This is a genomic window from Zhongshania antarctica, assembly GCF_014202945.1.
GTDB lineage: Bacteria > Pseudomonadota > Gammaproteobacteria > Pseudomonadales > Spongiibacteraceae > Spongiibacter > Spongiibacter antarcticus.
In genome coordinates, this window is the sequence record NZ_JACHHW010000015.1 from 1 (window position 1) to 19,238 (window position 19,238).

Here is a 19,238-nt window from a genome sequence, read left to right on the forward strand (position 1 = left end):
TCTGGCAACCAACTAGGCGAATATTTTGATGAAGCCAAACTTCAGGCGGCACGTTTTTTTACTCAACTCAGCGCATAGTAAAAACCTTCGCTTCGCGCTACCACAACTCCTGCAGTCACCCCACCTATACAATCAATCCACAAAATCTTTGCCGCACAATTCATTCTCGGGAGAGATTTGAAGTTTTGGCTTATGATGCCCAATATTTATTTCCCAAAATGGTTTCGGCAAGTTGGCCAAGACATGAGCTACTCCCTCATCCCCCATTAGAGAATGATATTTATTAAAAAATAAAACTTGTGTTGCTATGGGTCTAGAATACTTTATCAGTGATTGCGCACTAGCCAAGCCCTACATTATTCTTTTGCAGCACCTGTTCCGCGCGGTAACTAGAGCGCACCATAACGCCAGAAACCACTTCTAGGAATCCCTTTTCCAAGCCTAATTGGCGATAGTTTTCAAACTCCGCGGGCGTCACATAGCGCGCGCATAAGCGGCGTAGGCGTTAGGTGCCCAATCTCGGGTTCCCGGTGCGCCTTCGTCTTTAGCCCAGGCAAGCAATGCTGCAGCATGAAATGCGTCGATAGCGGTGCGGCTAGGTGCTTCAAAACTAACAGTAACGCCGTTACCAACGCTGGCTGGCCGTTAGCAGGATTTAACACGAAGAATGGCGGTGCATCTTCACCCCATATAGAACCGTTTTCACCAAGGTCCGCAATACGCTTAAGGCCCAGTGCGCCAAGGACAGTGTCGTAGAAATTACGCGCCTTATTTAGATCGTTGGCACCAGCTGTAATGTGAGTAAAAATGCTCATGTGGTGTTCTCCGTATATGAATAGTACTTCTATCGAGGTGCGGCAAGTTTGCCGCTTCGCCTGTCGATGGAAAGCATCATATATTGCTCCACACGAATAATAATTACCGTAAATGTAAAATAACTTTTACCATGCGGTAACAGTTATCGACCGTGAATTATGGCCGCCGCGTGCTCGATATAGCAAACGCAGCAAGGAATAAATACCGCTACTATTAGGGTAAACTCTCTGCCAGGTAATCCACCAGTAGTCTTATTTTCGGCGACAAATGACGGTTTTGAGGATAAACCGCCCATATTCCCTCTTCAGGTTCCCGGTAATTATCCAGCAACGTCACGAGCTCACCTGCTTCGAGGTGTTTTTGAACATAATAGTCCGGCAGCTGAACGATGCCGAGGCCCTTTAAGGCGGCGTCCAATAAACTGTAGCCGCTGTTATACCGCACTTTACCGGTTACTCGAATATTCCGTTCTTTCGTTGCCTCCTTAAAATGCCAGTAATCCGGCGTGCCTAACAGGCAATTGTGCTTGCTCAGCTCCGTCAAAGAATGTGGTATGCCGTATTTTTCAACATAAGTGGGCGAGGCGCACACAAAATTAGTACGCTTACTGAGTTTTTTAGCCATCAAGGTCGAATTACTTAGCTTGCCGATTCGAACCGCTAAATCATAGCCACCTTCAACGAGATCGACTTTCTGATTACTTAAAAAAGCCGTCACCTCAATATCACTATATTGCATCATGAAGTCATTTACTAAAGGCAGTAACTGCTGCTCCCCGTAAGTGACTGGAACAGTCAGTTTGATCCTGCCCTGAGGTGTGGAGTTCAGGTTGCTCACCGCCTGCTCGGCCGCGTCTAAACTATCAAGGACACCACGACAGTGCTGATAGAAAACCCGCCCCTCCTCGGTTAAGGAGACGTTGCGCGTGGTCCGGTACAGTAATTTGATATTAAGACGCTTTTCTAACGCACTGACCTGCCGACTGACCTGCGCGGTGGAAATCGCCATCTCCTTCGCGGCCCGAGTAAAGCTTTCGTACTCGGCGACGTATACGAACTCGCTAATACCATCCCACTTCATCATTATTACTCACAAGTAAAAGATATTTTCAAAATAAGCACATTATCATTTCCTGAGAAACAAATATAATGGCAAGCATAAATTCAACGGTGCTTCCGTTATTTAAACTGAAGCAGGTCAATACAAGGGACACAAAATGAGCTGGTTATTTCTTTTTTTCGGGGTGGCGGCAGAAGCCATGTCTCACGTTGCGTTAAAAGAGACCGATGGCTTCACTAAGCCGCTAGCAAGTGTTTTAGTCGTATTAGGCCACTTAGCCGCATTTGTGTTCTTAGGCCAAGCAATGAAAGGCATGCCGGTGGGCATTGTTCATGCGCTATGGGCCGGCCTGGCAATAATGACCGTAACATTACTGTCTGCGGTAATATACCGCCAGCACCTAGACCTAAGTACGTGGCTCGGCATGGCACTGGTTGCGGCAGGTGTTGCCACAATCAACCTGTCGCAAGGGCATAGTCATTAAGCTAAGACACTAGACTGTGTCGCTGAATAAGAATAGGCATCGACCTATATAGGAGAAGCCATCAAAACACCGTAAGTGAACACCACACGCATCAAGGCTAGGTAGCCTGTAACAAATGACTAACCAAAGAGTGAGTATTGCTATGACAGATCAATTTATTAAATCCAGAGCCGCCATTGCCTGGGGGCCGAACCAGCCACTCTCCGTTGAAGAAGTGGATGTCATGCTGCCCCGTAAAGGCGAAGTATTGATAAAAGTCATCGCCAGTGGCGTATGTCACACTGACGCATTCACTTTATCGGGTGAAGACCCCGAAGGAATATTTCCTGTAATTTTAGGGCATGAAGGTGGCGGTATCGTTGAGCAGGTCGGCGAAGGCGTGACAAGCGTTCAAGTTGGCGACCACGTTATCCCTCTTTACACACCGGAATGTCGCGAGTGTAAATTCTGCTTGTCTGGCAAAACCAACCTATGCCAGAAGATACGTGAAACGCAGGGCAAGGGCCTAATGCCCGATGGCACCACCCGCTTTTATAAAGACGGCCAGCCAATTTTCCACTACATGGGTTGCTCAACATTCTCTGAATACACGGTATTACCTGAAATTTCATTAGCGAAAGTAAACAAAGACGCGCCACTGGAAGAAGTTTGCTTGCTTGGCTGTGGTGTTACCACCGGCATGGGTGCCGTCATGAACACCGCAAAAGTTGAAGAAGGCGCCACTGTTGCTATTTTTGGTCTTGGTGGTATTGGCCTTTCAGCAGTTATTGGTGCCGCGATGGCAAAAGCGAGCCGTATCATTGCGATAGATATCAACGAAAGTAAGTTTGAATTGGCCAAGAAATTAGGCGCAACTGATTTCATCAACCCCAAAGATTATGACAAGCCGATTCAAGAGGTCATTGTTGAAATGACCGATGGCGGCGTTGACTATTCTTTTGAATGTATTGGCAACGTCAATCTTATGCGCTCAGCGCTAGAATGCTGCCATAAAGGCTGGGGCGAATCGGTCATCATTGGTGTTGCCGGCGCCGGACAAGAGATCTCTACCCGGCCCTTCCAATTGGTTACAGGTCGAGTCTGGCGCGGATCCGCCTTTGGTGGTGTTAAAGGCCGCACCGAGCTGCCTGAATACGTAGAGCGTTATTTGAAAGGTGAGTTTCCCTTAACGGACTTCATTACCCACACAATGGGTCTTGAGGATATTAATAAATCCTTTGAATTAATGCACAAGGGCGAAAGTATCCGCACCGTTATTCATTTTGACAAGTAACTAGTTAGCTAGCTGCTCCGTCACTGGGGCAGCGTTTGGAGTTTCAGTATGTCCATTGAAAATATTAGTGTAAACAAAAGCTTTGGGGGTTGGCATAAGCAGTACAGCCACCACTCGAGCGCGCTGAACTGCAAAATGCAGTTTGCAATCTACCTACCGCCGCAGGTCTCTAGTGGTAACAAGGTGCCAGTACTCTATTGGCTTTCCGGCCTGACCTGCACCGATGAAAACTTCATGCAGAAAGCGGGAGCGCAGCGCATCGCCGCAGAATTGGGAATTGCCATTGTTGCGCCGGACACCAGCCCACGAGGTGACGGCGTCGCCAATGATAATGCCTACGACTTAGGCCAGGGCGCCGGATTTTATGTCAATGCCACCGAAATGCCCTGGAGCAAGCACTACCAAATGTACGACTACGTGGTAAATGAATTGCCCGAGCTGATCGAATCGGCATTTCCCGTATCAGACAAAAGAGCCATTGCCGGACACTCTATGGGTGGTCTTGGCGCCTTAAACATTGGCATGCTAAACCCCTTGCGGTATAGCTCAATGTCGGCGTTTAGCCCGATAAGCAATCCCGTAAACTGCCCTTGGGGCCAAAAAGCGTTCACAACGTACTTGGGAAAGGATAAATCGACTTGGTTGAACTACGACGCCAGCGAATTAATGAAGCAGGCAACGCAATTTGTGCCTGCTAAAGTTGATCAAGGCGAGTCAGACAACTTCCTGGTGGAGCAGTTAAAGCCTGAAGCGCTACAAGCGGCAGCAAGTGCAAGCGGCTACCCATTGGACTATCAGCTACACGAAGGCTACGACCACAGCTACTACTTTATCGCGAGCTTTATTGAAGACCACTTGCGATTTCACGCAACGCATCTCAAGAAATAAAGTCGCCTCGATAAAGCGTTTGATCGCAAGCTTGCAAGCGCTTTATCACCTCCCGCAACCCCGTAGCAAATAAACCTAACGCCAACATTCCTGTATTAGCGGGCAATGCAACAGGCACGCAGCCATTAGGTACCGCCATGATTGTTCGTAAAAAAACCAATATATTTAAGTTATTCTTTATCCTACGCGGCTCCATTGTGCCTAAGATTTTGCCACAAATTTTGTTTGTCGCATCACTGGGTGGCGCGGTGGCCATAGCACATCGTCATTATGCGCCCATCTTTCCAAACATCACGGTAGCGCCGTTCGCCCTACTGGGGATTGCACTATCACTATTTCTCGGCTTTAGAAATAACGCAAGCTATGACCGTTGGTGGGAGGCAAGAAAGGAGTGGGGCCAGCTCTTAGTCGATTCACGAAGTCTTTCTCGGCAAGTTACGTCTTATATAGATGGCGACACAGAGAGCGGAAAATGGGCCCAAGTACGCATGATCAGGCTGACGATCGCCTTCAACCATGCACTGCGCCATCGCCTAAGGAAAACAGATCCATGGGACGATATTAGCCAGCACCTTGAGGCTGACGATATTGCGCCATTAAAAAAATCGCGCAATCTACCTGACGCACTGCTACGAATGATGGCCGGCAAGCTCGGTGCATGCCGTCAAAAAAACATGTTATCTGAATTCTTGATACAGAGTTTGGATGATCGAATTACATCAATGGCCGGGGTTCAGGCTGCGTGCGAAAGAATAGAAAGTACACCGCTACCCTTTGCCTACTCCCTGCTGGTACAGCGCACCGCGTACTTATATTGTTTTATATTGCCCTTTGGTATTGTCGCTTCACAGGGCTTTGCAACACCCCTATTCTGCGCCATTGTAGCTTACGCTTTCTTTGGACTGGATGCCTTAAGTGACGAGCTAGAGGAACCTTTTGGTCATTCGGCCAACAATCTACCTTTGGCCGCGATGGCCAGAGCCACCGAGATTAATTTATTGGAAATTCTCGGGGAGGAGATTTTTCCAGAGCCCATTCTTCCTATAAAACATCTACTTGAGTAGAGAGTGTGCCAATCGGTCTTTTTTAAAATTGCCTTAACGCGGTTCAGATTGCACGCAATTTACAATTAGGCGTTGGGCTCTGCTATCGATAATTTACCTTAGGAAATGCTATAAACTTAATTCAATGATTGTCAGCTACTACCACTTAAGTGGTTATTACTCCCGAGGGAGCAGGTATCGAGAACATATTAAAGAAATTTCTTTTGCTAGGCGCGAAGGAGGAATCTCCGCTGAGGCATTGAGAAATATGCCCTCTATGGAGTTCATGCAAATATTCAGCGAAATATCGAGGTCTTCAACGTCTACGATTTCATTTCTATCGTCGAGGAAACCACTAAAGTAACTTACTACATTACTTTTTAACTCAGAAATTTTCTCATGAAAGTGGGCACCAGGTGCCTGTCTCAGCTTCCTGAGTAGCTCTGGACCTTCAGGCCACTCACCGTATATTTTTCCCACCAGCAGCTCAATAATTGCAACAAGCGCTAAATCGTTCTTGAGTTCCATACAAAAAATAGCGTCTACTATCTTAGATAGATAGTAATCCAACACCGCGTCGTAAATTTCGTTCTTATTATTAAAGTACTGGTAAATACTCCCAACGCTGACGCCTGCGCGTTCTGCAATGCGATTAGTGGTCGTAGAGATATAATCACGCTGCAGTAAAACCTGAGCAGCCGACTCTACAATGATGTTATGCGTTACCACCGACCTTTCTTGTTTTGGCTTTCTTTTCAATACCTTAGACGCCATTTTTGACTCCCTTCAAGCCCGTCTAAAAGACGAGTTTAATGAACATGAAACATGTCTCATAATAATCTCATTGCTATAGCATCACAAGTTATCGCGGCATTGCTTCGCCGATAGTTAAATAATAATCCTAACAGCAAACATGGTATAGGAAGGGATATTGTATGGACCACAAAGTGGTTTTTATCACCGGTGCGGGTAGTGGCATGGGGCAACTCTACGCTCGCAAAATGCTCGCGCAAGGTTGGAAGGTAGCTGCACTAGATGTGAACCAATCTGGCCTAAATGAACTGCCCGACAGCCCGAATTTACTACGTATAAATGTAGATGTTAGCGACTCCCAGGCTGTTTTAGCTGCCGTGCAGCAAACCGAATCTGAATTGGGACATATTTATCGGGTAGTAAATGCCGCTGGCATTATGCCCTTATCCAGAATACTTGATCAGGATATAAGCTTGATTAAGAAAATAATGGATATAAATTACGGCGGCCTAGTGAACGTAGCACATGCAACACTGCCCGGCTTGCTAGAACGAAAAAGTGGCGAGTTCGTAAGTTTTGCCTCGCTGGCGGGGCATCTTCCGGTGTTCTATGTCGGCGCATACAATGCATCGAAGTTCGCCGTCATCGCCTACACCGAGGTCTTGTACCAAGAAAATAGAGGCAGAGGCGTTAATTTCACTTGCGTATGCCCCCCGCCAGTTCAAACACCGCTACTGAATCAGGCGCGCGAAACCGTATGGCCGAAGATTTTCGGCATACTGCCTGCGATATCGCCTGAAACCGTCATAACGAAGATTGATCGCGCATTAAGTAAAAATAAATTTTGGGTATTTCCTGGTCCTGTTACTAAATTGAGCTGGGTATTTCGCAGATATTTCCCGGCACTTACGTGGCGATTCGTTCGTGCATATGAAGGGCTATAAGGAGACATACCCATGCTCAATTTTTTCTCAAAAAAAGACCATAAACTTGTCATCAATGGGAATCAGGAACTGATTTTAGAGAATAAGGAAACCGTCTTAAACGGCGCATTGCGCCACGACATTAAGTTTCCACATAGCTGTAAGGTCGGTGGGTGTGGCACCTGTAAATGCCGTTTAATTTCGGGAAAAGTCAAAGAATTTACTGATAAATCATATCTGCTTAGCAAGCAAGAAATAGCAGAGAATTATATATTGGCTTGTCAGAGTATGCCTAAAAGTGACGTTGTTATTGAAATCCCCAATTAGGATGAAAACAGCCACGAAATTGCTGGGTATATTTCAAAAATTGAAGCGTTGACCCACGATATATCCAAAGTCAGTGTCTCGCTGGAATCACACATACACTATAGGGCCGGACAATACGTATCTATCCAATCTTCAGATACTGATATTCCCGCGCGGTGCTACTCCTTTGCACAGAGCAATACACCAGGCGGCAATCAACTAGTGTCGTTTTTTGTCCGTGGCGTGACTGGTGGCCGCATGTCAAATTGGTTAATTGACCCGCTGAATGTTAATTCCAAGGTGACCTTGTCGGCAGCCAATGGCGATTTTTACCTTCGCGACCAATCTGCCCCAGTGTTATGTGTCGCTGGTGGAAGTGGCCTAGCCCCTATCATCGCACTGATCGAGGAAGCAATCCAAAACAACAGCGCCATTGTTGATCAACCGTTAACGCTGTTAATGGGCGTCAGGTCACAGCGCGACATCTACTATCAAGACCAGATCAATAGCCTTGGCACGCAGTGGAGAAATGAATTTCGATTTACTCCAGTCCTTTCAGATGAACCGGTAGCCAGTAATTGGCTGGGGCATCGCGGCTTCGTTACTAATTATATTGACCAGAAAACCAGCCTAGGCGCCACCGGATATTTATGTGGACCGCCGCCGATGATTGATGCCGCAATGATAAAGATGCAAGAAAATGGCATGGATTTAAATAGGATATTTTTTGACAAATTTCTGGATCAGTCCGGGATAAAACCCTGACTTACTTGAGTTTAATTAGCCTCCAAATATTGTACACAGTAAGGAATTTATCATGTTTCGTTATCTTAAATTTTATATTTTTCCGGCAGCGATAATGCTTGTTGCGTTTTCCATGCTGTTCGGCGGGGTATGGTTGTGGCTTCCAGGCGTTTCACTTGTTTTTATTAGTTTCTGCTTTGGATAACTTAGTTCCAAAAGATCTCGATGAGAAAAAGTATAAATATCCCTTTTTCTTAGATCTAGCCCTGTATATGTCTACACCAGCAAGTTTAGCAATATTTTTCGCTCTTTTTTGGGTCGCAGGCAGCGGCAGCCAGGATGTATTTGGTGTTGGCGGCCTTATTCAAAGCATGACAAATGTCGATGTTGTTGATTTGCGAAATAACACTCCATGGTACCACTATGTATTAATGGTTTTTGCCTTAGCGATGCCTGTTACCGGCGCTGGTGGCCTTGCCGGTCACGAGCTTACCCACAGAACATGGCGCCCATTCGATCTCTGGCTGGGCCGCTTCACAATGGCACTGAACTGGGGAATTGCCTTTCCGATAGAGCACGTTTACGGTCATCATTCCTATGTTGGTACAGCCAAAGATCCAGCCACCGCAGCCCGCGGTGACAGCGTCTACCAACATTTACCGAAGGCAATGTACCTAACGGTACTTAATGCATGGGAAATAGAGAGTTCAAGACTGGATAAGATCGGGGCGTCCGTTTTATCACCAAAAAATGTTTTGCTGCAGCTCGCATCTATAGCAATGGCAACCACCGTGGTAGCGTACTTATGCGCTGGCTGGGTGGGTGTTATGTTTCATTTAACCATATGTTTGATGACTAAAATCGCATTAGAAATTCTTAATTATGTAGAGCACTACGGCATCGTGAGAGTACCCACGGAGCCGGTAAAGCCGCATCACTCTTGGAATTGCAACCATTTAGTTAGCGGTGTGTTTACCTACAATCTGACTCGACATAGTCATCACCACGCAGATGCTCAGGTCCCGTTTCAAGACTTGCAGTCCTATCACGGTCAGCCGGAAATGCCAGGTGGTTTTATGACCGCATACTTAACCACACTGATTCCAACACTATGGCAAAAGCGTATCACGCCAAAATTGAATGAGTGGGACGAGAAGTTTGCTTCAGCAGCAGAGCGTGACTTAGCAAGAAAGGCAAATAAAGTGAGTCATTGGTCTGGGCTAAACCGGCGAACGTTGGCCTAGCATCGACGCCAATAAAAACGAGTCACCTCGCAGCAGCAAGTGATACAGATACATTATTACCGTCAGCAAGATTAATAGAAGCACAATATTAGCCTCTTCAGCTTAATTTTGCGCCGGTGATTATTACGAGAAATAGCTATGCATACAAAATTAAGCCACCAGGAATTGGCGTTCCAAGAAGATGTCCGCGTCTTCATGCGTGAGAATTTCACGCCAGAACTTGCGGAAAAAATTGCGCACCCCGCTACGTTTAAGTCAGCGACTATTGAATGGCAAAAGCGTCTGGATTCTCGTGGCTGGGCCGCAAATGGCTGGCCAGAAGAACACGGCGGCGGCGCATGGAGTGCTACACAGAAATACATCTATTGTAATGAATTAGCTGCAGTGGGTGCACCTGACGTGATTCCAATGGGTATCAAGATGCTTGGTCCTGTTCTGTATAGCTATGGTAGCGAAGAACAAAAGCAAAAATTTCTTCCTGCGACAAAATCCTCTGATATGTGGTGGTGCCAGGGTTATTCAGAAGTCGGTGCGGGCTCAGACCTGGCAGCGCTTAAAACTCGCGCGGTGCGCGACGGCGATGACTATATCGTCAATGGCGCCAAGATATGGACCACCTATGCACAATACGCCGACTGGATATTCTGCTTAGTAAAAACAAGTGATGAGGGGCGTCCACAAGGGTGTATTAGCTTCCTGCTCATCGACATGAAAACGCCAGGCATAAGCGTCTCGCCGATTATCTCTATTGACGAAGAACACCACCTGAATGAGGTTCACTTTGAGAATGTTCGAATACCCGTCGGAAATAGAATTGGCGAAGAAAACCAGGGTTGGACTTACGCAAAAGCCCTGCTGACTTATGAGCGTACAGCAATAGCCGGTGTCGCCTACTGTAAGCATACCTTGGAAAAGGTGCGAAAACTGGCATCGCAAGGTGGTGAAGAATCTCTTAGCCTCTTAGACGACGTCGATTTTCAGGCACGCTTAGCTGATGTCGAAATTGAGTTTATGGCCCTGGAGTTTTTAGAACTAAGGGTACTTAGCAGCATCGACAACGGCGAAGCGCCCGGCATGGAATCCTCTCTGTTAAAACTAAAAGGCAGTGAAGTGCAACAACTTGTACAGACCCTCCTTTGGGATATCGCCGGCAGCAGTGGTGGCATGGTGCCCGACATGCACGATGCGAAGGCGCTTTGGGAATGCCAGGGTAATGTCGCCCGTCGCGAATACATGTTCGGACGCGCGGCTACTATTTACGGTGGTAGCAATGAAGTACAGCGCAATATCATCGCAAAATATGCGCTGGGTTTGTAAGCACTCTAGAGAGATAAATAATGAATTTTTCAATGACAGAAGAACAACTGATGCTGAAAGACAGCGTCGCGAAATATCTCCAAGATACTTACAGCGCCGAGCATCGTGTAAATATATTGAAACAAACGCGTGGGTATAGCGCAGAGAACTGGCAGACCTTTGCCGATCTAGGTTGGCTGACAGTACCTTTCGCTGAAGAGGATGGCGGCTTTGGCGGCAATATTAGTGATGTGTCCATAATTATGGAAGAGTTTGGCAGCGCTCTAGTCATTGAACCGTTCTGGTCTGGCGTCGTATTAGCGGGCCAACTAATAGCGCGATCTAACAACGACTCGCTTAAAAAACATCTCATGCCAACGTTAATGTCCGGCGAACAGCTAGTAAGTTTTGCATTCTTAGAACCGCAGTCAGTGTTTATGCTCAACCACCTCACTACCACGGCGACAAAGGTAGGTGACAACTACTTGTTAAGCGGCGAGAAAAGGGTAGTTCTCAATGCAACAGCAGATTCAATCTTAATTCCCGCTCGGACTGCCGGTGACGGTAGTAGTGAACAAGGCATTAGCCTTTTTTTAGTCGACGCAAATGGTCCTGGGCTGCAGCGAGACGTCTATCGTCTTATGGATGGCCAGCTGGCGATGGATATCCGTTTTGATGGTATTCAAGTTAGTAGCGCCAGAATGTTAACCGCAGAAGGGGAGGCATTTCCGCTGATCTCCGAGGTCGTCTCTGAGGCGCTTGTTGCGCTCTGCGCCGAAGCTGTTGGCGCCATGAATCACTTGTACAAGGCAACAGCAGACTACTGCAGGACACGTGAACAGTTTGGCGTGGCGATAGGCACGTTTCAGGCATTGCAACACCGCATTGTCGATATGTTTATGGCAACCGAGCAGTGTCGATCGTTATTAATGCGCGCGCAGTGTTCAATTCTCGACGGCAGTAGTGACATTCAACGTGACGTAGCGGCGCTGAAAGTAATGATTGGAAAACACGGTCGGCACGTCGCAGAGGAGGCAGTACAGTTACACGGCGGCATGGGAATGAGTAATGAAATGCCTATAGGCATTTATTTGAAACGCCTCATGATGATTGACAGCTACCTTGGCAATAAGGACCACCATCGTCGACAGTTTTGTAAGTTACGCTATTGCGCATAGCCCGCTCGGCCATGCCGAATTATTTACATTATAAGGTTAATAATAATGAAGTTATTGAATAATCTAATTGATCACATTCAGTTTCACGCCCAGCACCGTCAAGAAACGATGATGGCGAGCGATTGCAGTAAATCTTTAAATTACGGACAGGCCTGGCAGCACATTAATAGGATTGCCGCGCGCCTGCAAAACGTCGGTATTGGCAAAGGCGACCGAGTCGGCATTTTGGCGAAGAATTCGGTAGATAATCTTTGTGTTTTACTTGCTTGTGCCAGAGTAGGCGCAGTCGCCGTTGGCATTAACTATCGACTGACACAAGATGAAATTAACTATATCGCTACCGATGCAGGAATCCAATTTCTCTTTTTCTCTAATGAATTTAACAGCCTCCGGGGCGACTATCTAAGCGGTAAGCCCGCAGTTTGCTTTGATGGTAATAGCTCCCCAACGCTATTTGAAAACTGGCTCAGCGACAACGAAAATGTCATCGACGCGAATGTAAATGGTGACGATATTCTCTTCCAAATGTACACCAGTGGCACGACGGGGCGACCTAAAGGGGTTCTTATCAGCCACAGCAATGTTTTGTCTAATTGCTTTCAAGCGCCGATGAGTACCGGACTGGGTATGCGTACCGGTGAACGTGCACTTATTATCGCGCCGTTTTTTCACGCAGTAGGATTGGTCGGCTCTTTATTAGGGTTAATCTATGGCGTTTCACTGGTTATTCATAGTGACTATGATCCGATCGGCATGATTGAAACCCTAGCAAACGATGACATCCACACAGTCGCGCTTATCCCGGTCATGCTGCAGTTTTCCTTGGCCATGGTGCCTAATATTAAAGATTACGATTTTTCTAGCCTTCATACTATTAGCTATGGTGCCTCCCCTATTTCAGAAACCCTGCTGCGTGAATGTATCGATGTTTTTGGCTGCGATTTCACGCAGGGCTATGGTCAGACAGAGGCGACAATGGCGTTAACCTTTTTAACGGCGGATGATCACCGGCGCGCATTAGCGGGAAAACCAGACCTCTTACGTTCCTGCGGACGAGCTGTATTTGCTAGCGAGGTAAAGATTGTCGACGCCGAAGGAAACGAATTGCCGCACGGCGAGATCGGCGAAATTATCGCCAATGGTCCGCAGATAATGCAGGGATATTGGAATCAAGCGGATGCCACGAAACACACCATTATAGACGGCTGGTTACACACTGGTGATGCTGGGAGAATGGACGAAGAAGGCTATATTTACATCCACGATCGCCTTAAAGATATGATTATTTCCGGTGGAGAAAATATTTATCCCGCAGAAATTGAGAATATTCTAGTGTCCCATCCGCAGATACAAGATGCCGCAGTAATAGGTGTGCCCGATGTAAAATGGGGGGAAGTTCCTCTCGCAGTACTTATCGCGAACGACGATCAGCGATTGACCAGTGATGAACTTGAAAATTACTGCCAAGGAAAACTGGCGCGATACAAAATACCGCGAAAGCTAGAATACCTCGACAGCTTGCCCCGCAACCCAACAGGTAAAGTGCTAAAGAAAAGCATTCGGGAATTAATGAAAGATAAATATCCGGCAAGTTAAATTGACTTGTCATTAAAGCAGTGGCCATTCCAACGTAAAATGAATAAGGAAGATAAAATGAAAGTCATTAAAGTACTTGCCCTCAATGCCGCCTTAATCAGTGCGGCGGGTCCTTCGATTGCACAACTTAATGGTACAAATTCGCTCCTTGGCAGCATCTCCAGCGTGCCGGCTATTGGCGGACTGCTCGGCACCGTTACCGAATTGCCCATTGTAGGCGGATTACTTGATCCAGCGCTGGAATTGGGTGGCATAGACTCACTTCCTCTCACTAATTTATCGCCGTTGCTGGCACTAGAAAACGGAGTTCCCATAGTTGAAAGACTCCCTGTTATAACTCGAATTCCAGTGGTGGGCGAGCTCCTTGGTGATGGGAAAGGTCAGGATCCTATCTCCTTAATTGGAGAAGTTTTAGGCCTTGAAGTATTACCACTGACCTTTCTTTTTGATGGCAGTATCCCGCTCTAATGCTGTGGATAGCCGATTAACCGTCTCGGTTAATGTCATGTTAGGCCGGTCCTAAAGGCTGATTTATCGATCTGTTAGCAAGATGGGCGCCTTATAAATTAATGTATAACTAATTTTTGGAAAAAATAATGAAATAAGCAACATGGTTAATACCAACACTTATGGGGATTTCATCACTGGCTCATACTGCGGTATTAGAGGAGGTAGTCGTGACCGCCCAGCTTCGTGCGGAAAACTTACAGGACGTCCCAGTTTCGGTAACGGCTATATCTGGCGCCAAGTTGATGGAAGCAGGCCTAGGAAGAATAGAAGATGTTCAGGCCTATGTGCCGAATCTAACAATGTCCAAGGCCGGTATTAGCACTGACATATTTATTCGTGGAATCGGTTCCGGTGCGAATCAGGGCTTTGATCAAAGTGTAGGACTTTATGTCGACGGCGTTAACTATGGTAAGGGACCACTATTCCGAGCCCCCTTCCTCGATGTCGAGCGCGTCGAAGTATTGCGTGGCCCACAGAATATATTGTACGGAAAAAGTGCAATTGCCGGGGCGTTGAGTCTGACCACCACCGCTCCGTCGTTTGAAGACGCTGCCTCAATAGCCTTGTCTTATACTCCTGAATTTGGGGAGCGCTCCGTTGATCTTGTACTGAACAGCCAGATTAACGACACCATGGCCCATCGTTTAGCCGTACGAAAACTTGATACTAACGGGTATTATGAAAACCCAATCACCCAGCGTGACGAAGCTGCTCAGGACGAGCTGACCGTTCGCTACAAAGTCATTTGGGATAATACGGCTAATTGGTCTACCCAGATTAAGCTTGAGTACAGTACTATTTCAGTCGCCGGTCGCAATGGCGAAACAATTCTAGCACTACCTTCAGATTCATCTAATCCAGTATTTGCCAACCGTACTTGGTTAGAAATATTGGATAAAACCACGGTACCAATATTGGGCACCCTTCTACCCAATGTTATTGATATTGATGCACCGTCGGAGGTGAATGACCCTGACCAGGACTACTCGCGCGCCATCAATTACGACGCTAGCGACACACAGACCTATAACATTACAATGAATAATAATTTTGCCTATAACGATCATCAATTTATAGCGACAACAGCATATCTAAAATATGATTACGTTGATTACTGCGACTGCGATTTTACCGGCGCAGATTTATTCCACGCCTATTTCAATGAACAATATGAGCAGGTTAGTCAGGAATTTCGCTGGGTATCGCCCGAGGGTGAACGCTTTGAATTTATTGGTGGCGTCTACGCTCACTACACAGACTTCTATTTCTTTGACACGTTTATCGCCGACTCGGATATTTTCCGGGCAGCGCTAAATGCTCTTGACCTACTGGCACTAGGTGCTCGGGGTGATTTGGACCCGGTCGGGCTCGGCGGCGGCGCGGGCCTAGCTCCTGAGGAAATTTTGGGAATTGGTGATGCTGGCACGGCGATTGTAGGTTTAAGATCGCCCCGTGACTTTGTTACCGAAGACCTACTTGGAACGATATTCCTACAAACCACTTACAACATCACTCAGGCTTTGAGACTTCAGCTGGGACTACGCTACTCTCACCAAGAAAAAGAAGGCGCTCGTGAGCTTAGGCTTGGCCGGGGAGAGGGCGATAACTTTGTCGCCTTTCAGCCTGGGGAGGAAGCGAACACTGTCATTGCTAATAACTTGGCGGCTGAGTCACACAACTTAAGCGGTAGCCGGGTAGAGAGGCATTTTTCACCGGATGTGAAAGTGCAATACGACATCGGCGAAGATGTGATGACCTACGCCAGCTTCACAAAAGGCCAAAAACCCGGTGGTTACGATGCCAGATCCAATTCCTCGCCAGCGGCGAACGTAGCCAATCCAGAGAATTATTTGGGTGTGCCTGTGGTATTGCTGGGCACATTTGAATTCCAAGAAGAGGTCGTTACCAGTTTTGAAATCGGTGCTAAATCCACACTTTTTGACGGCGCAGTTGAATTTAATATTACCGCATTTTATTCCCAATACGATGATCTTCAGGTTTCGATCTTTGACGGAGTTGTAGGATTTAATGTGGTAAATGCGGCGTCCGCTATCTCAAAGGGTTTGGAAATTGATGGGCGAGCAGCGCTCAGTGAATCGTTAATTTTCACCTACTCCTTAGGCCTATTGGATTTTAGTTTCGATAATTTTGAACTAGGTACTTGTCGGCAGGGTCAAGTTTCCGACAGCCCTGATGGCGTGCATTGTGATTACTCAGGCTTTACCAACCAGTATGTTGCAGACTGGTCAGGTAATATCGGAATTATTTACGATACCACTCTAATGGATCGCTTCGTGTTTAGAGCCAATGCCGACTTTGTGGGCACTGGCGATTACAATCCTAGCCCTACTCTTGATGAACGGGTCGATCAAGATGGTTACATAAAAATCAATGCCGGTATCGCCTTATCCAGTTTGGATGAAGTATGGCGTGTTGCCCTATTGGGCAAAAACTTAACTGATGAGCACACCATCGCTTATGCGTCAGAAATGCCATTAGCCTACAACGAAACCGGCGCAGCGACCTGGACAGGAATGGTTGATGCACCTAGAAGCTTCTCGGTACAACTCAGCTATAAATGGTAGTGCCTTACTTTCAAGGTTATTAAGGTTTGATTGGTCTCTTATTAGCCGACGAAAGTCGGCTTTTTTGCAATTCTGTTGTACTGAATTTCATTGACAGTAAACACTATAATTTACGGTACGCCATTGGTGTTGTGCCCATCCAGCCCTTAAATGCCCGAACAAAGGCACTGGTTTCTGAAAATCCGAGCTGGTCAGAAATATCCTGAATTCGATATTGCGTGTTACTCAGCATGTAAATCGCAACATCTCGACGGGCTTGAGTCCGCAGCAGCATGAAATCTGTAGACTCCTCTTGTAGCCGACGACGCAGCGTTTGAGGGTGTATTGACAGCTGCTCCGCAATTTTTTCCATATTTGGCACATCACGCTCTTTATGTATACAGCGTAGTATCTCGGCGCGAATTTTGGTGCTGTAACTCAGGTTTTCATGTGGCGTGAATATATTGCGAGGCGCACGCGCCACATAGGCATGGAGTCCACTGAAGTCTTGTTTGTTTGGCAGTAACATATCGCTTTCATGAAACGTTAGTTCAATACACTTCTCATTAAACTTTACCGGAAATCCATAAAAAACAGAGCGGTATTCTGCAGACCAATCTGGCGGCGGATAGTCAAGATGGACACTGACGAGTGGGACGCGGGTCATACTGATCCAGCATAAAAAGCGATGAATCGTCATTGCACTCGATGTCGCTATATAACTATTTTTAACGGCACCAGGGTGACGGCGATGCAGCTGGTAAGTAATGTACTTGTCATGGATTTCAATAGCGTGGATGAAGCCGACTTCGAATAAGTTATTGTAATGGCACATACGCTCCAAAATTTCGCCAATGGTTTCAAAAGCCATCATTGCGTGCGCCATTAGATCAAAACTACCTAACCGTAAAGGCCTGTCAAAAAGCCCCATACCCTCGTCGTTCATTACCTTCATGATACGTTGCTGAAGCATTACAAAGTTATCTAGGGCAATGCGAGCCTGATTTTGTTCTAAGAGTGCAGGCGAGATCCCACACTCTTTTAAAAACAGCTTGGTGTCGCAGCCGGCGGCGGCGGCGCCTTCTAGAGACTGGATCACAAAGGGCATGGCAATGGTAATGTCTGTCATGGAGGAAGTGTAACCCGAAAGACTAATTTTTGTAATCTAATGTCTGTTTTTGGTGGCTGCCGTCATTGTTGATAATGGTTCAGGTGTAGACACTGTGTACCGCAAGAAAACGCTTACCCACTACACGAGGTTTCTATGAGTACTCAATCTGCACATACAGCATACATTTTCGACGCTGTACGAACGCCACGATCAAAAGGAAAAGCTGACGGGTCACTGCACGAGGTTAAATCAATCGACCTAGGTGCCGGCCTATTACAGGGCCTGCAGCAGCGCCATGATCTGGATACCAGCTATGTTGATGACGTCATTTTAGGCTGCGTAGCACCAATTAATGAGCAAGGTTCCGACGTCGCTAAAATGATTGTGCAAAATGCTGGGTGGGATGAATCAGTCGCGGGAGTACAGCTTAATCGGTTTTGCGCATCGGGCTTAGAAGCGGTCAATATGGCCGCGCAAAAAATCGCGTCGGGGTGGGAACACCTAGTTGTCGCCGGTGGTGTAGAAAGTATGTCTCGTGTGCCAATGGGCGCTGACGGCGGCGCCATGATTCAGGATCCGGGCTTCGCACTGAAAGTCGGCTTTGTCCCCCAAGGTATCGGCGCAGACACCATTGCCACACTGGAAGGATATAGCAGAGAAGATGTCGACGCATTTGCGGCTGAGTCGCAGCGCCGCGCAGCCCACGCTCGTGATAGCGGCTATTTCGATAAATCAGTATTGCCGGTACGCGACAAGAATGGATTGATGATTCTTGAGCGCGACGATTTCATTAAACCTGATTCAACCGTGGAAACACTGGGTCGTCTGCGTGCCTCTTTTGGCGATATCGGTGGGTTTGGCTTTAATGACATTATTCTTAAAAAATACAACCAATTGGACAAGATCAATCATGTCCACACCCCCGGTAACTCGTCTGGCATTGTCGACGGTGCCTCTGCTGTACTCATCGGCTCAGAAAAAGCGGGAAAGGACTTAGGTTTAACACCTCGTGGCCGTATTCTAGCCACCGCCGTACTCTCCACGGATCCCATCATCATGCTAACAGGCCCTGGCCCAGCCGCACTGAAATGTCTTAAAGCAGCGGGGTTAACTGTAGCCGACGTTGACCTATGGGAAATTAATGAAGCATTTGCCTCGGTCGCCATGCGCTATATGAAAGACCTCAATATTGATCACGAGATTACCAATGTGAATGGTGGATCTATCGCCATGGGACATCCATTGGGCGCAACCGGCGGCATGTTGGTGTCAATAATGCTCGACGAGCTGGAGCGACGTAATTTGAAACGCGCGATGCTTTCACTTTGCGTGGGCGGCGGCATGGGCATCAGCACACTAATCGAGCGAATTTAAGTTTATCCGCGCCGTATTAACTGTATGAACAAATATGTAGCGGCTGAAGGTGTAGTGAGTAGGTCGCAGACAGAAA

At 47.0% G+C, this 19,238-nt stretch carries 18 protein-coding genes; 14 read left to right on the plus strand and 4 right to left on the minus strand.

Features of this window, described 5'->3' with window-relative positions; all coding sequences use genetic code 11:
• Positions 1-458: 458 nt before the first annotated feature.
• Entirely contained in the window at positions 459-815 is a 357-nt protein-coding gene (locus tag HNQ57_RS16965; protein ID WP_221301780.1) for a VOC family protein, read from the minus strand.
• A 214-nt stretch (positions 816-1,029) separates the two neighbouring features.
• Positions 1,030-1,899: a LysR family transcriptional regulator gene (locus HNQ57_RS16970; protein WP_244966227.1), complete on the minus strand. Its 870-nt coding sequence runs from the start codon at positions 1,897-1,899 to the stop codon at positions 1,030-1,032.
• A 133-nt stretch (positions 1,900-2,032) separates the two neighbouring features.
• Here HNQ57_RS16970 and HNQ57_RS16975 point away from each other — a divergent pair, with 133 nt between their 5' ends.
• From HNQ57_RS16975 to HNQ57_RS16990, 4 genes are all read left to right on the plus strand, one after another.
• Positions 2,033-2,359, plus strand: coding sequence for a DMT family transporter (locus HNQ57_RS16975; RefSeq protein WP_184465011.1), 327 nt, complete (start codon positions 2,033-2,035; stop codon positions 2,357-2,359).
• A 142-nt stretch (positions 2,360-2,501) separates the two neighbouring features.
• The gene (locus HNQ57_RS16980; RefSeq protein WP_221301781.1) at positions 2,502-3,632 is read left to right on the plus strand and encodes an S-(hydroxymethyl)glutathione dehydrogenase/class III alcohol dehydrogenase; all 1,131 of its coding nucleotides are present in this window, start codon (positions 2,502-2,504) and stop codon (positions 3,630-3,632) included.
• A gap of 48 nt (positions 3,633-3,680) precedes the next feature.
• A complete protein-coding gene (gene fghA, locus HNQ57_RS16985) occupies positions 3,681-4,520 on the plus strand; it encodes an S-formylglutathione hydrolase (protein WP_184465013.1) in 840 nt (279 codons plus the stop codon).
• A 137-nt stretch (positions 4,521-4,657) separates the two neighbouring features.
• Positions 4,658-5,584: a bestrophin family protein gene (locus HNQ57_RS16990; protein ID WP_184465015.1), complete on the plus strand. Its 927-nt coding sequence runs from the start codon at positions 4,658-4,660 to the stop codon at positions 5,582-5,584.
• Between the two features lie 156 nt (positions 5,585-5,740).
• On the opposite strand, the gene HNQ57_RS16995 is transcribed toward HNQ57_RS16990, so the two are convergent.
• Positions 5,741-6,337, minus strand: a complete 597-nt coding sequence (locus HNQ57_RS16995; protein ID WP_184465017.1) for a TetR/AcrR family transcriptional regulator — start codon at positions 6,335-6,337, stop codon at positions 5,741-5,743.
• Between the two features lie 161 nt (positions 6,338-6,498).
• On the opposite strand from HNQ57_RS16995, the gene HNQ57_RS17000 reads away from it, so the two are divergent.
• The 9 genes from HNQ57_RS17000 (at position 6,499) to HNQ57_RS17040 (ending at position 16,698) form a co-directional block, all read left to right on the plus strand.
• On the plus strand, positions 6,499-7,260 hold the full coding sequence (locus HNQ57_RS17000; protein WP_184465019.1) for an SDR family NAD(P)-dependent oxidoreductase: 762 nt from the start codon (positions 6,499-6,501) through the stop codon (positions 7,258-7,260).
• 12 nt (positions 7,261-7,272) lie between these two features.
• The gene (locus tag HNQ57_RS17005; RefSeq protein ID WP_184465022.1) at positions 7,273-7,566 is read left to right on the plus strand and encodes a 2Fe-2S iron-sulfur cluster-binding protein; all 294 of its coding nucleotides are present in this window, start codon (positions 7,273-7,275) and stop codon (positions 7,564-7,566) included.
• Between the two features lie 39 nt (positions 7,567-7,605).
• Positions 7,606-8,310 carry an FAD-binding oxidoreductase gene (locus tag HNQ57_RS17010; RefSeq protein ID WP_264299205.1) on the plus strand — a complete coding sequence of 235 codons (705 nt, stop codon included), beginning with the start codon at positions 7,606-7,608 and terminating at the stop codon, positions 8,308-8,310.
• Positions 8,311-8,465: 155 nt separating this feature from the next.
• A complete protein-coding gene (locus HNQ57_RS17015; protein WP_184465026.1) occupies positions 8,466-9,533 on the plus strand; it encodes an alkane 1-monooxygenase in 1,068 nt (355 codons plus the stop codon).
• A gap of 138 nt (positions 9,534-9,671) precedes the next feature.
• Positions 9,672-10,850 carry an acyl-CoA dehydrogenase family protein gene (locus tag HNQ57_RS17020; RefSeq protein WP_184465028.1) on the plus strand — a complete coding sequence of 393 codons (1,179 nt, stop codon included), beginning with the start codon at positions 9,672-9,674 and terminating at the stop codon, positions 10,848-10,850.
• A 20-nt stretch (positions 10,851-10,870) separates the two neighbouring features.
• The gene (locus HNQ57_RS17025; RefSeq protein ID WP_184465030.1) at positions 10,871-12,007 is read left to right on the plus strand and encodes an acyl-CoA dehydrogenase family protein; all 1,137 of its coding nucleotides are present in this window, start codon (positions 10,871-10,873) and stop codon (positions 12,005-12,007) included.
• Positions 12,008-12,052: 45 nt separating this feature from the next.
• Positions 12,053-13,603, plus strand: coding sequence for a class I adenylate-forming enzyme family protein (locus HNQ57_RS17030; protein ID WP_184465032.1), 1,551 nt, complete (start codon positions 12,053-12,055; stop codon positions 13,601-13,603).
• A gap of 57 nt (positions 13,604-13,660) precedes the next feature.
• Positions 13,661-14,071, plus strand: coding sequence for a hypothetical protein (locus HNQ57_RS17035; RefSeq protein ID WP_184465035.1), 411 nt, complete (start codon positions 13,661-13,663; stop codon positions 14,069-14,071).
• Positions 14,072-14,280: 209 nt separating this feature from the next.
• Positions 14,281-16,698, plus strand: a complete 2,418-nt coding sequence (locus HNQ57_RS17040; RefSeq protein WP_184465037.1) for a TonB-dependent receptor — start codon at positions 14,281-14,283, stop codon at positions 16,696-16,698.
• 103 nt (positions 16,699-16,801) lie between these two features.
• On the opposite strand, the gene HNQ57_RS17045 is transcribed toward HNQ57_RS17040, so the two are convergent.
• The gene (locus HNQ57_RS17045) at positions 16,802-17,806 is read right to left on the minus strand and encodes an AraC family transcriptional regulator (protein ID WP_184465039.1); all 1,005 of its coding nucleotides are present in this window, start codon (positions 17,804-17,806) and stop codon (positions 16,802-16,804) included.
• 135 nt (positions 17,807-17,941) lie between these two features.
• Between HNQ57_RS17045 and HNQ57_RS17050 the strand changes: the two genes are divergently transcribed.
• Entirely contained in the window at positions 17,942-19,162 is a 1,221-nt protein-coding gene (locus HNQ57_RS17050; RefSeq protein WP_184465041.1) for an acetyl-CoA C-acetyltransferase, read from the plus strand.
• Positions 19,163-19,238 lie beyond the last annotated feature (76 nt).

Excerpts from the sequence above, each read along its gene's own strand:
- HNQ57_RS16965 (WP_221301780.1), bottom strand. The coding sequence starts at position 815 with ATGAGCATTTTTACTCACATTACAGCTGGTGCCAACGATCTAAATAAG.
- HNQ57_RS16970 (WP_244966227.1), bottom strand. The coding sequence starts at position 1,899 with ATGATGAAGTGGGATGGTATTAGCGAGTTCGTATACGTCGCCGAGTAC.
- HNQ57_RS16975 (WP_184465011.1), top strand. The coding sequence starts at position 2,033 with ATGAGCTGGTTATTTCTTTTTTTCGGGGTGGCGGCAGAAGCCATGTCT.
- HNQ57_RS16980 (WP_221301781.1), top strand. The coding sequence starts at position 2,502 with ATGACAGATCAATTTATTAAATCCAGAGCCGCCATTGCCTGGGGGCCG.
- fghA (WP_184465013.1), top strand. The coding sequence starts at position 3,681 with ATGTCCATTGAAAATATTAGTGTAAACAAAAGCTTTGGGGGTTGGCAT.
- HNQ57_RS16990 (WP_184465015.1), top strand. The coding sequence starts at position 4,658 with ATGATTGTTCGTAAAAAAACCAATATATTTAAGTTATTCTTTATCCTA.
- HNQ57_RS16995 (WP_184465017.1), bottom strand. The coding sequence starts at position 6,337 with ATGGCGTCTAAGGTATTGAAAAGAAAGCCAAAACAAGAAAGGTCGGTG.
- HNQ57_RS17000 (WP_184465019.1), top strand. The coding sequence starts at position 6,499 with ATGGACCACAAAGTGGTTTTTATCACCGGTGCGGGTAGTGGCATGGGG.
- HNQ57_RS17005 (WP_184465022.1), top strand. The coding sequence starts at position 7,273 with ATGCTCAATTTTTTCTCAAAAAAAGACCATAAACTTGTCATCAATGGG.
- HNQ57_RS17020 (WP_184465028.1), top strand. The coding sequence starts at position 9,672 with ATGCATACAAAATTAAGCCACCAGGAATTGGCGTTCCAAGAAGATGTC.
- HNQ57_RS17025 (WP_184465030.1), top strand. The coding sequence starts at position 10,871 with ATGAATTTTTCAATGACAGAAGAACAACTGATGCTGAAAGACAGCGTC.
- HNQ57_RS17030 (WP_184465032.1), top strand. The coding sequence starts at position 12,053 with ATGAAGTTATTGAATAATCTAATTGATCACATTCAGTTTCACGCCCAG.
- HNQ57_RS17035 (WP_184465035.1), top strand. The coding sequence starts at position 13,661 with ATGAAAGTCATTAAAGTACTTGCCCTCAATGCCGCCTTAATCAGTGCG.
- HNQ57_RS17045 (WP_184465039.1), bottom strand. The coding sequence starts at position 17,806 with ATGACAGACATTACCATTGCCATGCCCTTTGTGATCCAGTCTCTAGAA.
- HNQ57_RS17050 (WP_184465041.1), top strand. The coding sequence starts at position 17,942 with ATGAGTACTCAATCTGCACATACAGCATACATTTTCGACGCTGTACGA.